At 55.3% G+C, this 14,738-nt stretch carries 10 protein-coding genes and 3 pseudogenes; 6 read left to right on the top strand and 7 right to left on the bottom strand.

Annotation, left to right across the window (positions count from 1 at the left end; all coding sequences use genetic code 11):
- Positions 1 to 90: 90 nt before the first annotated feature.
- Positions 91 to 1,284 (top strand): hypothetical protein, encoded by a 1,194-nt coding sequence (locus tag ACFQEY_RS04395; RefSeq protein ID WP_241659220.1) that lies wholly within the window; start codon positions 91 to 93, stop codon positions 1,282 to 1,284.
- A 159-nt stretch (positions 1,285 to 1,443) separates the two neighbouring features.
- Here the strand turns inward: ACFQEY_RS04395 and ACFQEY_RS04390 are convergent, their stop codons facing one another.
- From ACFQEY_RS04390 to ACFQEY_RS04370, 5 genes and pseudogenes are all read right to left on the bottom strand, one after another.
- A complete protein-coding gene (locus tag ACFQEY_RS04390) occupies positions 1,444 to 1,629 on the bottom strand; it encodes a DUF7333 family protein (RefSeq protein WP_058365063.1) in 186 nt (61 codons plus the stop codon).
- Positions 1,630 to 1,869: 240 nt separating this feature from the next.
- Positions 1,870 to 2,976, bottom strand: coding sequence for a transposase (locus ACFQEY_RS04385; protein WP_206664950.1), 1,107 nt, complete (start codon positions 2,974 to 2,976; stop codon positions 1,870 to 1,872).
- Positions 2,977 to 3,017: 41 nt separating this feature from the next.
- Complete coding sequence (locus ACFQEY_RS04380) at positions 3,018 to 3,398, bottom strand: hypothetical protein (RefSeq protein WP_206664951.1); 381 nt, start codon at positions 3,396 to 3,398, stop codon at positions 3,018 to 3,020.
- Between the two features lie 451 nt (positions 3,399 to 3,849).
- On the bottom strand, positions 3,850 to 6,354 hold the full coding sequence (locus tag ACFQEY_RS04375) for a heavy metal translocating P-type ATPase (protein WP_058365062.1): 2,505 nt from the start codon (positions 6,352 to 6,354) through the stop codon (positions 3,850 to 3,852).
- A gap of 191 nt (positions 6,355 to 6,545) precedes the next feature.
- Positions 6,546 to 6,878: pseudogene (locus tag ACFQEY_RS04370) on the bottom strand (arsenic resistance protein); the annotation flags it as partial.
- A 356-nt stretch (positions 6,879 to 7,234) separates the two neighbouring features.
- Here ACFQEY_RS04370 and ACFQEY_RS04365 point away from each other — a divergent pair.
- Entirely contained in the window at positions 7,235 to 8,056 is an 822-nt protein-coding gene (locus tag ACFQEY_RS04365; RefSeq protein ID WP_080508277.1) for an IS5 family transposase, read from the top strand.
- Positions 8,057 to 8,122: 66 nt separating this feature from the next.
- Here the strand turns inward: ACFQEY_RS04365 and ACFQEY_RS04360 are convergent, their stop codons facing one another.
- On the bottom strand, positions 8,123 to 9,118 hold the full coding sequence (locus ACFQEY_RS04360; RefSeq protein WP_144800187.1) for an arsenic resistance protein: 996 nt from the start codon (positions 9,116 to 9,118) through the stop codon (positions 8,123 to 8,125).
- A gap of 483 nt (positions 9,119 to 9,601) precedes the next feature.
- On the opposite strand from ACFQEY_RS04360, the gene coxB reads away from it, so the two are divergent.
- From coxB to ACFQEY_RS04340, 4 genes and pseudogenes are all read left to right on the top strand, one after another.
- Positions 9,602 to 10,393: a cytochrome c oxidase subunit II gene (coxB, locus tag ACFQEY_RS04355; protein ID WP_058365907.1), complete on the top strand. Its 792-nt coding sequence runs from the start codon at positions 9,602 to 9,604 to the stop codon at positions 10,391 to 10,393.
- Entirely contained in the window at positions 10,390 to 12,888 is a 2,499-nt protein-coding gene (locus tag ACFQEY_RS04350) for a cbb3-type cytochrome c oxidase subunit I (protein WP_144800188.1), read from the top strand. The genes coxB and ACFQEY_RS04350 overlap by 4 nt, the downstream gene beginning before the upstream one ends.
- Before the next feature lie 102 nt (positions 12,889 to 12,990).
- Positions 12,991 to 13,821, top strand: a pseudogene (locus ACFQEY_RS04345) (IS5 family transposase).
- 66 nt (positions 13,822 to 13,887) lie between these two features.
- Positions 13,888 to 14,268 (top strand): annotated as a pseudogene (locus ACFQEY_RS04340) (cation transporter dimerization domain-containing protein); the annotation flags it as partial.
- Here the strand turns inward: ACFQEY_RS04340 and ACFQEY_RS04335 are convergent.
- Entirely contained in the window at positions 14,269 to 14,679 is a 411-nt protein-coding gene (locus ACFQEY_RS04335; protein ID WP_058365909.1) for a CopG family ribbon-helix-helix protein, read from the bottom strand.
- Positions 14,680 to 14,738: the final 59 nt, after the last annotated feature.

Below are 14,738 nucleotides of genomic sequence, written 5' to 3'. Positions count from 1 at the left end.
CCCGGACGGAAATTTCCGCGGAGTCACTTCAACGATTTCGTGAGGGCCGAAAGAGACAGATAATTGTATGCGGATCGCTAAACTTGGGTAATGCTTCCGAGAGGACGCCAACAGGATACAGACGGTGACAGAGAGGGCTCTCATCGAAGGTTCTCCCGCTTATGTATCCTGTTTTCAGTCGGGGTTATCCTCCTCTCTCTGATCCCGACCGTGGCCGCTCACGGTGGCTCCGAAGCGTCAGGCCTCTCGCAATCGCACGGACTGGCGATCGTTCTGATCGGCGTCCTGTCAGTCGGTACTCTCGTACTGCTCAAACGAAGCGGGCGAATCTCTCCGACAGCCGCTCTGTACGGGATTGCGGTCGGCATCGGGATTACTGTCGCCGGAGCGATTCTGTTCGAGGGGCTGGCCCCGGACCCGACGTATCAGGCCAGTTCGATGCCGTTCCCCCGGTCGTGGTATCAGCCGCTCGCGATCGTAACGGGTCTTTCGGTCGTGGTTGTGAGTTTCATCGTCGGGGTCGTGCGTTGGACAACATGTCCCCGGTACATGGTTCTCGGAATGATACTTGGAGGATGGATACTGTATCCGTACCTACTTCCGGGTTTTAGCGGCTACACGAATCCGATAGGTTACGGGATTGTCCTCGCAACACCACTGCTCGTTGGATATATTCTCTGGAAAGATGTGGGCCCGACGCTGTCCGTGATTCTTCAGGATCCGGTAGCACGTCGGTTCGGATTCGGTATCGGAGCCATGGTGAGTATCTTTTTTATGGCGACATCGGGGTATCTGTCGTTCTTCAGTGAGGAAGGTGCCCCCGAAGAGACAACTGTGGCCGTCTTATCCGTACTGTATCAGATCGTACGGTGGCCCACACTCGAAATACTCCTTCCGGACGTTCCGTTCTTCATCGCTATCTCTCCGGGAGTACTACTGGTACTCGGATCGCTTGGCGTTCTCGTGGGCCTGAATGCGGCCGCCGTTGCTCACTCTTGGCGTCTCAATCGTGAGGCAGGAGCGACACAGGGCACCGCCGGGACGGCGACGGTCGTCGGTGCGTGTACGTGTGGATGCTGTGGGCCGCTCGTCTCCCAAGTCGCAGTAATCGCCGCGGGTCCCACGATTGCGGCGCCGATATACTGGATCTTCGTCGATTCGGCGTCGCCGCTCAACTCGATATTCCTCTTGGGTAGCATCGCGCTATTCACCGGGACGCTCATCTATTCGATCGATTCCGCTACACCTACCCGAAAAGACGTGTTTGAGGTTAGTGCGGATTAGATAGACTCAACTACATCTGTTGATATCCTCTGTCGGTGATTGTTCACCGAGGTCTTGTTGAAATAAAGAGCGTATTGATCAGCAATATCAATCGGATAGAGACAACGCAGGGCGAGCATGGATCTCGACCCTGTGAATCTCACGGACTGGGCTGTACCACTACGGACTAGCGCGGAACTCACCGTGCTTCATCCCGAAGAAGAACGCGATGACCGAGAAGACGATCATTGAGGGGAGGACCATCATGAAGACCGTCGAGGGGGTCATCATAACCGTTAGCGCGACTGTTGCGACGGCGACGATCACAGCAAGTGGAATCACCGAGCGCGTGAAGTCGAATTCCATATCAGGAATGGTGGCTGGACAAACAAAGTGTTTAAGAAAGCAAATCTGATGATCAACTGATTTACAATTATCGCCGTGAAATCACACTGGCCGAGTGCTACATAGATCCTCTGATGGCACCGTAGAAAGGGGTGTTCTGACGAGAACACCCCGGCCCGATCACCGGTGATTCTCTCATCAAAACGGAGCCGTCACCACACAGGGACCAGCTGACAGCGACAAACGACACTTCTTGCCCGGCTATCCTGTCGATTTCTCTTGCTTCGCCTCCGATTCCAGGAATCTGGAGGCTCGCTTCAGGTTTCTCCCCATTGCTTTCGCTATCGAGGCGTTTTTCACCTTGATTTTCCCCGTGAACTTCGTTTTCTCACCGTCTTTGTGATACATCTCGTTCATCAATGACTCAACTCCGGCACGTAAGTTCAGGAACTCCTGTTCCGCTGGATCATCCAACCGCCTCCGTCGCTGAGCCACTTCTACCCGCCGTTCCCTGAACCCGTAGCTATAGTGTTCTTGCTGTTCCTCGACGAAACAGTTCTCTTGGTGCTGGCAGCCATCACAGAACTTCTTGTCCATCTTCCCCGAGATACGGCCGGTCTCGTAATGGTTCTGCTCGAATGGTTCGTGTCCGGCAGGACACGCAACCATTCTCGTCCCATCCCACTCTGGGGCGGCAAGCGACATCTTCTCCGCCGCAGGCCGTTGACCCGTGATTCCTGTGAAGTGCTGCGTGATCTCCTGATCACGGCAGCACTTTTCTACTTCCTTGTGCGTGTACCCACCATCTACGAGCAGGTCACGTAATCCCGTTTCCTCGGCGAGATTCCTCGCGTCTTCGGCCAAGAGGTCTCCATCATCCGTGTTGTTCGTATCGACTCGAACCGCCGTAATTAGACGAAACGGATTTTCACCATCGCATGTCTCAGCGATATTCGACTTGTAGCCGAAGTAATCTTCCGCGTCCTTGGAACGATACGTCGCTTCGTCGTCGTGAGGGTTTTGCAGTGAGCTGCTGTCGATCTCGTCGGACTCTTCCAGTCCGATGTGATCGTGTCTGTCTTCGGCGTCTCTTTCTAACGACTCGGAGTCGGGTTCATCTTCGGCAGTCTCTGTAGAGTCACTTGAAGAGGTGTACGTTTGGAGTGGCTGCCAGCCCGGTGACTCGTCACCGGGATGGCCCTGATCAGCAGAATCCTGATTATCGTCATCGTCTTCGAGATCAGGAATGCGATAGCATTGTTCGTCGAGGACACGCTGTAGATGAGCGAAGCTGTTCAACCCGGCGTATTCATCCTCGTCTCCGAATCGATCAACAAGCCACGCAGTATGCTCGGCGAGCGTTTCCATCGTTGCGGGAATTTCGCCCGGTTCAAGATGATAGGACAGCTCTAAGTTCTCGATGTCGGCGAACTCGTCATTCCAGCAGGAAGTTCCTGTGCGATCTCCCGAAGGAGATCGCACAGGAAATTGTGAAGCACTTTAGCGAGGAGATCGACACGAGACAGTTGCTTGATGTTGGCCTCAATGAACGTCGAATCCATCCGTTGAGTACTCGCATCAATCTCAAATTCACCCTGAAAGTAGGTACGGTGATTCTCGAAAACCTCGTTTAGCAGGTCGTGACCGGTCTCTTCTTCGTATTCCATCAACCGACGGCGGAAATTGGTGAGTGTCTTCTCACAAATATTGTCTCCGAGTGTCTCCTTTCCTAATACGTTCCTGACGCGAAAGTCGAAGACGTAGGCGTGTTCGAGCTCTTTGTCGGACATACCGGCAGGTGTTAGATAATCTCCAAGGAGACAAGCTCGTTGACTGGCTTGTTCGGACGGCTATACCCGTCGTGGTATAGCCGTTCGAACTTTGTTTCATCAATTTGGGTGAAAACATGTTCGCAGAAGTGAGTAGACCAGTGATTCTGCAGTTTCTTTCGTATCCTGCCTGAAAGGTCTTTCAAAGGCGAAAAGAGCATCTCTTGCTCATGTTCAGTATTTTCTCTAAACACGTTATTACCCAATTTATTGACTTAACGAAACTCTGATGTAAATAACTTACAAATATTATTTTAGACACCTCAATTGAAGTCACATAGAAAACTCAGGTAACTCATCAATACACCTTTCTACGGTGCCGTCATCCTCTGAATTTAGCACGAAAAATCTATCAACTCCTGAGGATTTCAACCGAGCGACTCAACTCTGTTCTCGTCTTGGCTCGTACATGCTACTGAAGCAACTTTCGTCGGGTGTTCACAGCGACTAGACCGCCGCCGGCAATGACTGCGATCGCTGCTGACAGCGGATTGAAGAACCCGACGGCCAACGCCAAGAGAGCGATTCCGTTGTAGGAGAACGCGAGGAGGTTGTTCTGTTTCACGCGACGACGAGCCGCACCCGCTAGGTCGAAGGCGGTTTCGACGGAGCGGATGTCGTTGTCGACGATAGCGATATCGGCGGCGTCAGCAGCTAACGCCGTGCCGCCGCCCAACGAAATACCGAGGTCGGCGGCTGCGAGTGCCGGGGCGTCGTTGGTACCGTCCCCGATCATCGCGACCTGACCGTCTGATTTGAGTCGCCGGATCGTCGCCGTCTTTCCTTCCGGTGGAACCTTCGCGAAGACGTGCGTCACGGCTTCGTGCTGCTTGAAGAAGTCCGTCGCTTCCTCGTCGTCACCGGTCAAGACGACGATGTCCGTGTCTCGTGCTCCGAGCCGAGAGATGGTGTCGTCCCAGCCGTCCCGCGGCTCATCGCCCACGACGATCAGCCCCTCTGCTGTCCCGTCGCGACCGACGACGACCGAAAGCTGACCGAAGCCCCGAGCGTCGGCGACACGAGACCGGATGTCGTCGTCCACGGTCCACCCCTGTTCCGCGAAGAGATCGAGGTTTCCGACAAGATACGGAGTTCCATCGATCACCCCTTCGATACCGGACTGGTGATTCGTGAACTCGCTTATCTGGCCTGTTTTCTCTGTCTCATTACCGTTATTGTCCGAGTTCGATTGATCGTCAAGGCCTTGGTCGGTCGCATTCCTGTGGGCGAAAGCCGTTGTGATGGCGTTTGCAGCGGGATGTGATGCTCGTTGTTCGAGCGCTGCGACGGCGTCAAGGAGGTCCGCAGGAGCGTCCGCTTCGATCACCTCCATCTCTCCGGTCGTGAGGGTCCCCGTCTTGTCGAAAACAACGGTATCGATGTCTCGGAGTCGTTCGAACACCGTCTCGTCGAAGATAATGATCCCCCGACGGAGTGCACTTGCGAGGCTCTTCGCGACCGAGAGCGGCGTCGCAAGTCCGAGGGCCCACGGCGAACCGGCGAGGAGGACCAGCAGTGCGAGGAGGATCGCGTCCGGGATGCTCATGTCGAACGCGATTACACTGGCACCACCGATCGCAACGGCGGCTCCGACAACGAGAAGTACCGCGTACGACGCGAGTTGGTCGGCGTGGCGTTGGACGCCGTGAGTCGCGCTCTGGAGGTCCCACACGGCTGTGGTTATCCGATCGATACTGCTCGTCACGTCCGTGCCGACACGAACCAAGGCCGCGCCGTCCGTGACGATCGATCCACCAATGATCTCGTTGCCGGCGCGTTTTAGCACCGGAAGCGACTCGCCAGTGACGATCGCTTCGTCGACGGTACAGCTGTCTTCGACCAGTTCACCGTCTACTGGGACTCGTTCACCCTGTCGAACGAGCACGACATCCCCTGAATTGAGGTCCTCCACGCGAACTTCCTCAGTCTTCCCGTCCGAGTCATACGTTCGTGCGCGCTCGACTTGTGATATCGTGAGTTCGGTGAGGCGATCAAGGGCGCGCTGCTTGATCGACGACTCGTAGAACACCATCGCGGTGACTGCGGCCGTGACGACGATCGCGAGGTCGTAGAAAATGTCGTTTTGTCCGAGGATGACAGCGGCCGTACTGTACGTGTACGCGCTGATCGCGGTGATCGCGACCAACAGGTCGGTGTTCGGGCGTCGCATTTTGAGACTGAGGTATGCGCCGCGCAACACCGGGAGACCGGTGAAGAGGAGAATAATGCCGGTCATCACGAAATACAGCCGGAGGAAGACGAACGCTCCCTCGCTATCTAGACGGAAGGCACCCTCGAATATTTCGAGCGCTTGCCAGTCAAATATTGACGCAAGGTGAGCGGGATAGATAATTGCGACGTACGGGACCAACAGAAACGCACCGAAGAGGAATCCGACGGAGTATCGCATTCCCAACAGCTGGTCGTCTCGACGCTTTCGAATTCCACCCATCTCTCGTGCTCGGCGCGTCGTCCCACCGGTTTCGCTCACGTCTGACGAGGCATCCTCACGGAGATACGCCGTATACCCGAGGGTACTCAATACATCACGCAGCGACTCCTTCGAAACAGTGTCTGGGTCGTGTTCAACTCGGATCGTCTCGGTGACGTAACTCGCCTCGGCACTGATCACTCCCTCTTGTTTCTCAGCGAGAGATTCAAGATACGCCTCACACGTCGCGGAGTACATGCCGTCAATCCGGAGGAACGTCCGAGAACGATACTGATCGGGAGGAACAGTGTCGTCTCCCTCATCAATCTTGTTCTCAGTTGTGGTCTGGGTGACATCGAGAGAATCGGGAGCCCCAAGCGTCGTGTGTACATCGTGGCACCCGCTCGAACAGAACGAGCGTTCACCATCAGCCTCGAACGTGGAAGACTGAATCTCTCGACCACACAAATAACATTTTTCAGTCATATATTAGTGGGAGTGGTTCATGCTGTCTGTCTGAGAGCACACCGGTCTGAATGGACACTATGAACCATGTTTTTTATAGAACGTATTCGGATGATAGGGTGTCTGTCGCTTATGATTCGGTAAGTGGGTCGTGTTTATGTGGTTGTTGATACTCTCTGTGGTGGATCTGTGTCAATCAGTCGTATCCACACCTACGTAGCATCCTCGGAAATATGCGACCACCACCCTCGCTCGCTGATCGCTATGTGTACTTGAGCGATGATCCCCAACAGGGGCAGTTCCAAGAGCGGACCGATCACAAGCGCCAACGGAATGAGTGGTTCATTCGGGAACGCGACGACGGCGATCGCGAGTGCAGTCGGTGAGTTTCGCGACAGGATAGTGTTGTTGAAACACACGAGTTCCTCGTACGAGAAATCAAGCATACGACCAATAGCGAATCCGACACCGAGGTTGATCACGTAAAAGGCGATCACGGGAATCGCCATCACAGCGAGCAGTCGCGGATTCTCGACGATTACCTGAATTGAGGCGCTAAGGCCCCTTCCTCATTCGTCTTTAGTTAATACTCTTAGTAATACTTAGTAGCTTCATATTCGATCCAGATTCGACACGTTCGTGCCGGCAATAGGTGGAAAATGGCGGTTTTGAGGGTTGCTTGTCGTTCGATATCAGCAACAACAGAATCTCAGCCGTGATTTCTACTACATCTAATACTCTTAGACATAATTTAAACTCAAGTATTACTACTGGGCTTAACTAAAGACGAATGGCCCCTTCCTCAACGAGCGACCGAAGGGAGCGAGTAAGGAGGGGATACAGCGCCGCGGCTCTGTTGAAATCCTCAAAGAGTTACATGTTTAGCCTGTAATTCGACGAAATGAAGGCCCTCCCGAAGTCGCAGATTCTCCGTTTTGCTGAGAAGGCGATCCATCTGGCGCGTCGAGCGGTCTCCCGATACTCCTCGAAATTTTCTAAACACCGCTATACACTTCCCCAACACGTTGTTCTGTTGTGTCTCAAAGTTCAAAAGAACACAACCTACCGTGGCTTGCTTGACGAACTGATCGAGATGCCACGCATCCGTCGAGCTCTTGGATTAGCTGAACTTCCTACTCCTTCAACGCTCTGTAAGGCGTTCAATCGACTTGATATGACCGTATGGCGTATCATATTGACTCTCTCAGCGACGCTACTTCCGACGAGCGGAGTTGTTGGAGTTGATGCATCAGGGTTCGACCGCAGTCACGCTTCGAAACACTACACGAAACGCGCCGAGCTCACGATTCAGCAGCTCAAAGTGACGCTGCTGGTCGATGCGAAGGTGAACGCAATCCTAGATTTACACGTGACGACGACCCGGAAACACGATAGCCAGGTTGCGCCGTCACTGATCAAACGCAATCCCGAGAATATCGACATTCTGCTCGGTGACAAGGGCTACGACGACCAGAAGATCAGGCGGCTTGCTCGTCAACACGAGGTTCGTCCACTGATCAAGCATCGTGAGTTCACATCGCTCCATAAGGCATGGAACGCGCGCTTAGATGCTGATCTCTATGGCCAGCGGAGTCAATCCGAGACAGTCAACTCTACGCTCAAGCGGAAGTACGGTGCGTTCGTCCGCTCACGACGATGGTGGAAGCAGTTCCGTGAACTCACCATCGCTTGTCTCAGTCACAACATCGACCGATCACTCTGAGTGGTCAAGACATATGATTCACAGACCGCTCAGGATCAGGGAGTAATGATTCTTGCCAGTCTTCATTCAGTCTCTGCTAAACACCGTTGCTGGATCAAACGGCCACCACTCGCGGTTTCGGATCGCCAAATGGATTTGTGCAATGAAGCCTAACAGCGGAAGTTCCAACAGCGGCCCAATAACCAGTGCGAGCGGGATGAGCGGCTCGTTCGGGAACGCGACGACGGCAATTGCGAGGGCCGTCGGTGAGTTCCGTGAGAGGATCGTGTTGTTGAAACAGACCATCTCCTTGTAGGAGAACGAGAGTACTTGTCCGACGCCAAACCCGATGCCGAGATTGATCGCATAGAAGACGAGAACGGGAACCGCGAGAAGAGCAAGTAATCCGGGGTTTTCGAGGATTAGCTCCCCCTGCGAAGCGAACATTGCGCCGATGGCGAGACTGAGGAAAATAATCTGGAGCGGACTCAATTTCGGCAGGAAGTGCTGCTTGAACCACTGCGTCCCCTTTTGTCGGGTCAATGCCCACCGAGCAAGTCCACCAACCACAAGCGGGACGACGAGTACGAGAACGACGCTTTCGATCAGCAGCTCCATCGGTAACGCGACCAGTTCGCCCGCGAAGACGTACAAGTAGAGTGGAAGCAGTATCAACTGGAGAACGAGGTTGTACGGGAGAATAGAGGTAGCCAGCGGAACATCTCCGTCCGCAATATCGGTGAAAATGAGATACCAATCCGTACATGGTGTCACCATCAGCATGATGAGTCCGACCCACAGGGCAGGGTGATCTCGAAGGAAAACCGCGCCGAGTGCCACCGCTAACAGCGGACTCCAGATGAAATTGACCAGAAGACTAGACCCGACTACACGACGATTTCCGAACGCTGCCCGGAGGCGAGAGAGTGGGATTCCGGTGAACGCGGCGAACAGCATCACCATCAAGAACGGGAGAATGAGTGAGTCCGCAATCGGCGGAACACCAGCGATCTGACCGAGCACTAACCCACTCAGAATCGCAATAATAACGAATACACTCTGGTACTTCTCGACGAAATCCATTCTGTTGCGTCTGTGTCGGGAGCCATCCTAAGGATGTTGCTTATTGTAATGACACTAAAGAGATAGATTGGGAATACAATAGACAATTTTGTGACAACGTGAGACAGTCACTGGCCATTTCTGGTCCATATGTAGCGAGTGAATTAGTCTCAACTGCAGAAGATCCCACGAGCGCAAAACCGAGGGGGAGAGAAGGAGACACGTGGAGGCTCTCGTCGATGGCGACCGCGTCGAAATGGTGGTCGTTGATACAGTTGGAACGTCGTTCATGAGCTGGAATACAGTCATATCGAACGCGCGACGGAAGGGTATCTGTCTCGGTTTCGGATGCGTGTCTGATTGCGCAAATCGTCTGTTACAATCTTGCTCTGTCGGCGTCGCCGTAACGTCTCGTCCGAGAGTTCGGTGCGGCCATTCTAGCCGGACGATACAAAATAATAAGTGTACCCTCGTGAAGGGGCGCGCAAGAGTCGAAAGGCAAACATGATAGATCCAATTATCCTGCAACAGGGGAGCGACTGGCGCGCGCAGGCGGAGGTCTTCGACGAGATCTTCTTCGTCTTCCTCGCGCTCGGTACGCTCGTCGGCACAATCGTCGTCGCGTACACGCTGTGGAACGTGTTCAAATATCGCGACGACGGCAGTGAACCGAAGGAGGACTTTGACGCGCCGATCGTCGGTGAACTCCCGACCGGACAGGGCGGTCCGAAAGCGAAGAAGCTCTTCCTGTCGTTCGGATTGAGCGCGATCGTCGTCATCAGCCTTGTCGTGTACGCGTACGGACTCCTCCTCTACGTCGAAGAGGGTCCAGACACGAGCGACGCGGGGAATATCGAAATCACCGTCGAGGGGTACCAGTTCGGTTGGGAGTACATCTATCCGAACGGTTACTCCACGAGGGGCGAGATGATCGTTCCGGCCGATCAGCGGATCGACCTCAACGTGACTTCACGCGACGTGTGGCACAACTTCGGCTCGTCGGAGTTACGGATAAAATCCGACGCCATCCCCGGAGAGTACAGTAGTACCTGGTTCTCCGTGAGTTCCGAGGACGTTGAAGCACAGGGTGGCGAAGCAACTTACCGAGTCGAGTGCTTCGAACTCTGCGGCGCGGGCCACTCTGCGATGACTGGTCAAATCACGGTGCTCCCGCAAGACGAGTGGGAAGAATGGTATGCTGGAACCCAAGGTGAAAACACTTCTAGTGTCGACAGCGCTGGCGCCGGAAATGCCTCCAGCGTTGACAACGCAGTCATTCGAGGTGCCCCCGCATGAGCGAACTCCCGCCAACGACTTCCGTCAAACGATGGCTCGTCACGACCAACCACAAGGACATCGGCATCCTATACACGATTACTGCCCTGTTCTTCCTACTGTTCGGCGGTGTCCTTGCGCTGCTGATCCGTGTCCAGCTCTGGGACCCGATGAATCAGATCCTGTCTGGGCTCGCGTACAACGAGGCCGTCACGGCCCACGGACTGATAATGGTGTTCTGGTTCCTCTCCCCGTTTGCCTTCGGCTTTGCAAACTACTTCGTGCCGCTCCAGATCGGTGCCGACGACCTTGCGTTCCCACGGCTTAACGCGCTCTCCTATTGGATGTACCTGTTCTCCGGCGTACTGTTGTCAATCAGCTTCTTCCAGGGCGGCACGCTGAGCGCTGGCTGGACGATATACGCTCCGCTCAACATACCCGCGTACACACCGAGTATCGGCTCAACGGGAGCGATACTGGCACTCGCGATGTTCACCATCGGAGTCACCGCCTCGTCGGTGAATTTCCTCGTGTCTATTCATCACTCGCGTGCCGAAGGAATGGGGATCATGGATATGCCGATGTTTACCTGGACCATCCTCGCGACCGTGTGGATGATGCTGTTCGCGTTCGCTGCATTGCTCGCTGCGGGACTCATCCTCGCGTCCGACCGCGTGCTTGGGTCGGTGTACTTCTCCGCAACAGAGGGCGGGTCCCTGCTATGGGGCCACCTGTTCTGGTTCTTCGGCCATCCGGAGGTGTACATCGTCTTCTTCCCGGCTCTCGGTGCGATGTTGGAGCTGTTCCAGACGTTCTCAGGGCGCCGGCTCGTCGGACGGAAGTGGGTGATCATCGCCATCTGTCTTGTCTCCGTCCAGTCGTTCCTCGTATGGATGCATCACATGTTCCTGACGACGATCAACCTGGAGATCAAGACGCTGATGATGGCGACCACTATCGGGATCTCCTTACCCTTCGACCTGATCGTGTTCTCGCTGATCTACACGCTCATCAAGGGACGAATACAGTTCACGACACCGTTCCTCTTCGCGTTCGGGGCGCTACTATTGTTCATCCTCGGCGGCATCACCGGAGTGTTCCTCGGCGCCATCGTCCTCGACTACGAGTTCCGTGGCACCTACTGGGTGGTCGCGCACTTCCACTACGTGATGTTCGGGGGGGCGACAGCCCTGATCGGCGCTGCGTACTACTGGTTCCCGAAAATAACCGGGAAGATGTACGATGAACTCCTCGGGAAGATCCATTTCGTGCTGTTCTTCATCGGGTTTAACGCCGTCTACTTCTCGATGTTCCTCGGCTGGGAGACGCCGCGCCGTGTCTTCGAGTACAACCCCGAACTCCAGATCTATCACCAGTTCGGGACGATCGGTGCATTCGTACTCGGATTCTCCTTCTTCATCATGTTCTACAACTTCGCGAAGTCGTACGTTTCCGGCGAGCCCGCCGGCGACAACCCGTGGGACTACTCGCGGACTGCCGAGTGGGCCATCTCTTCACCGCCGCCGCTCCAGAACTGGCCAAACCGGCCGTCCTACGCGTCCGGCAAGCTCGAATTCGTGAAGGATTATGTGCCCGACAGAGGTCCGGCAGTGAAGACCGACGCCAACGGGAACGGGGCGACTGACGGTGGTGACACCCACTCCGAGCACATCAAGGAGTACCCGTACTGGGACAAGCACCCGAGCCACGCAAGCATATGGCCGCTCACACTCTCGTTTGCAGTTGGTGTGTTGTTCCTCGGGCTTACCGGATTCCGCGATAACGTTGTCTTCGAGGTCGGCGAGTCGCTCGCATCGACGAGCGTGACGATCTCGAATCCGGTATACCCGATACTCATCGTTGTCGGATTGGTCGGACTCGTCTGGACCGGGGTGAAGTGGAGCCTCGAGGACTTCTATGCCCCACCGACCGAGTTCGCCGAACGGTGGCCGTTCGAAGGTGTCGAGAAAGTCAAGCTGGGGATGTGGTTCTTCATCGCGTCGGACGTGATCGTCTTTGGCGCGTTCCTCTCCGCGGCCATCTTCGTCCGGTACAACGCCGGCTGGATGACGTGGGAGCCACTGGCCGAACCACTACCGGGACTGATCAACACGTTCGTGCTGCTCACCTCATCGTTCACCGTGATCTTGGCGCTGGTCGCTGCTCGCCGGAAGAGCCGGCAGGGCCTGCTTGCGTCACTCGGCGCAACGATAGTGCTTGGGTTCACATTCCTGGGTATCAAGCTCTGGGAGTGGAACAAAGAGATCTTCGAGCGGGGCGTGACGATTTCGGCGAACGCCCACGGTGACCCAATCCAGGCGTCGATCTATTACGTGACGACGGGGCTCCACGGGATCCACGTAGTTATCGGCCTCGTGATCGCCATCTTCCTGTTCGTCAGGGCGTATCAGGGGCACTACTTAGAGGACGAGCGGCCGATCGAGTACTTCGGCCTCTACTGGCACTTCGTCGACATCGTCTGGGTGTTCATCTTCCCGCTGTTCTACCTCTTCTGAGGACAGCGGCGGAGTCACCGTATTTGACTGTGTTGAATCACCATACAGCAGCGGGGTAGGCCACTAAATCAAAGGAGTTGAAGCGGGAAGATCCGGTTGCCTGTGACACAAATCTCCCGCTTCATCGGGGAAGTTGTGCCGGTTGCTCAAAGAGTTACTGGCGATGGAGGCGAATCTGCCGCCCCGGAAGGCGGCGGCGGATTCGCCGACTATGCACTCGTTTCCCTTCACTGTCTGCGGATTTACCTCGATTCATCGTACCGCATTACGATCGACCTGCTCAAAGAAATGCCACAAATAACCGGAGAGATCGGCCTCAACGCGGCCGATCTCCCAGCGCCGTCCACGTTGTGTAAGGCGTTCGACCGGATCAGTATGAGCGTGTGTCGAGTGCTGCTGCGCCAGTCGGCGCAGCTGCACGATCTCTCTGAACACGCCGCGATCGACGCCACGTTCTACGAACGCTCAGCAGCGAGCCGCCACTACTGCCAGCGAATTAGCTACCGCGTTCAAAAGCTCAAAGTCACGAAATTAGTCGATACAGCGTCTTAAGCCGTCCTTGACGTTCACTGCTCAACGAACCGGGAAGGAAGCGACGCAGACCTTGCTGAGCAGATCGCCCGCCGGAACGCGGGCGATCTGCGGTCTCTTGCGGCCGATAAAGGCTATGACAAGCAATCGCTTCGTGAAGGATTACGCGACCTCGGGATCAGACCGCTGATCAAGCACCGTATCTTCGCTCCGTACGACCACGCACACAACGCCAGAATTGACGATAACAGCTACAATCAGCGCTCTATGACCGAAACCGTGAACTCGGCTGTGAAGCGCTCGCTCGGCTTCGCCGTGCGAGCGCAGACGTAGTTTCGTGAGTTCCGAGAAATCGCTCTGATGTGTGTCGTCTATAACATCAAGCGCTTCGTTAAACAGTGAATCACTACGCCTTACAGCGATTCAACACAGCCTGTCTAAGTTAACACGACCGTCATCTGCTGGGCGAACGTCACGTATCTGTCTGGCGCAGCCCCGCCAGCCGGCGTCCAACAGTGCGTCGAAGACTGCGTTCGTGAACACCCTGCCGTCGAAGGTGTCCACGACACTGCCGTCTACTATATGGGGGCTAATCTCGAAGTTGAACTCCACGTCGAGGTTCCCGGAGACTACACACTTCGCACTGCCCACGAAATCGAAACAGTGCTTATCGACAGGCTTCGAGATCTCCCCGCCGTCGGCGACGCACACGTCCATCTTGATCCGGCAGGAACGGACGAGTGGAAGGACGCCGACGAGGACGGCTCACCCGTCGAGTCTGACGGATCCGGAGACCAGCTCCACGACCAACGCACGAATACAGAGATACGCCACACTCCTGGTGTGTAATCAGTCGGCCGTCTGATTATCGTGGTCCGGCTGAAGGAACATTACGTTGACTCTCCCCACAGCGTCGAAATCGCGAAGCTGGTAGACGAGTTCGCGAATCCGTCCAGCTGACCCCTCACAGAAGATTGTTTCGAGACACCACTCGCCATGATGCATATGCTGAGTCGTCCCGATGATATCATCAAACTCGTGTTGGACAGTGTGGAGATCCCCGATGACGAGCGTGTGCTCGTAGTCGAAGGCGAGCGCAGCGACTGCGGTCCCGTCAAGCCCTTCGAGGGTGGTATGACGCTCTATATACTCTTGGATCGCCTCCCGAACAGCACGCGAGCGCGATTCGAGTCCTTCGTCTTGCCACGTTTCGTCGAACGACTCGAGAATTTCTCCGGGAATATTCAGGCTGGTTCGCATTAAGGGAATGTTAGCCGGGGACGCCTATGAAACTCATTATTACGGGATCCCCGAATCGG

This window comes from Halorubrum trueperi, assembly GCF_042662525.1.
Classification (GTDB): Archaea; Halobacteriota; Halobacteria; order Halobacteriales; family Haloferacaceae; genus Halorubrum; species Halorubrum trueperi.
Note: the sequence above shows the minus strand (reverse complement) of the source record. Positions and strands in the feature narration are given on the sequence as shown.

Bases quoted from the DNA above. Each gene is read 5' to 3' on its own strand.
- ACFQEY_RS04350 (WP_144800188.1), top strand. From the start codon at position 10,390: ATGAGCGAACTCCCGCCAACGACTTCCGTCAAACGATGGCTCGTCACG.
- ACFQEY_RS04335 (WP_058365909.1), bottom strand. From the start codon at position 14,679: ATGCGAACCAGCCTGAATATTCCCGGAGAAATTCTCGAGTCGTTCGAC.
- ACFQEY_RS04360 (WP_144800187.1), bottom strand. From the start codon at position 9,118: ATGGATTTCGTCGAGAAGTACCAGAGTGTATTCGTTATTATTGCGATT.
- ACFQEY_RS04395 (WP_241659220.1), top strand. From the start codon at position 91: ATGCTTCCGAGAGGACGCCAACAGGATACAGACGGTGACAGAGAGGGC.
- ACFQEY_RS04380 (WP_206664951.1), bottom strand. From the start codon at position 3,398: ATGTCCGACAAAGAGCTCGAACACGCCTACGTCTTCGACTTTCGCGTC.
- coxB (WP_058365907.1), top strand. From the start codon at position 9,602: ATGATAGATCCAATTATCCTGCAACAGGGGAGCGACTGGCGCGCGCAG.
- ACFQEY_RS04385 (WP_206664950.1), bottom strand. From the start codon at position 2,976: ATGGAAACGCTCGCCGAGCATACTGCGTGGCTTGTTGATCGATTCGGA.
- ACFQEY_RS04390 (WP_058365063.1), bottom strand. From the start codon at position 1,629: ATGGAATTCGACTTCACGCGCTCGGTGATTCCACTTGCTGTGATCGTC.
- ACFQEY_RS04375 (WP_058365062.1), bottom strand. From the start codon at position 6,354: ATGACTGAAAAATGTTATTTGTGTGGTCGAGAGATTCAGTCTTCCACG.
- ACFQEY_RS04365 (WP_080508277.1), top strand. From the start codon at position 7,235: ATGAAGGCCCTCCCGAAGTCGCAGATTCTCCGTTTTGCTGAGAAGGCG.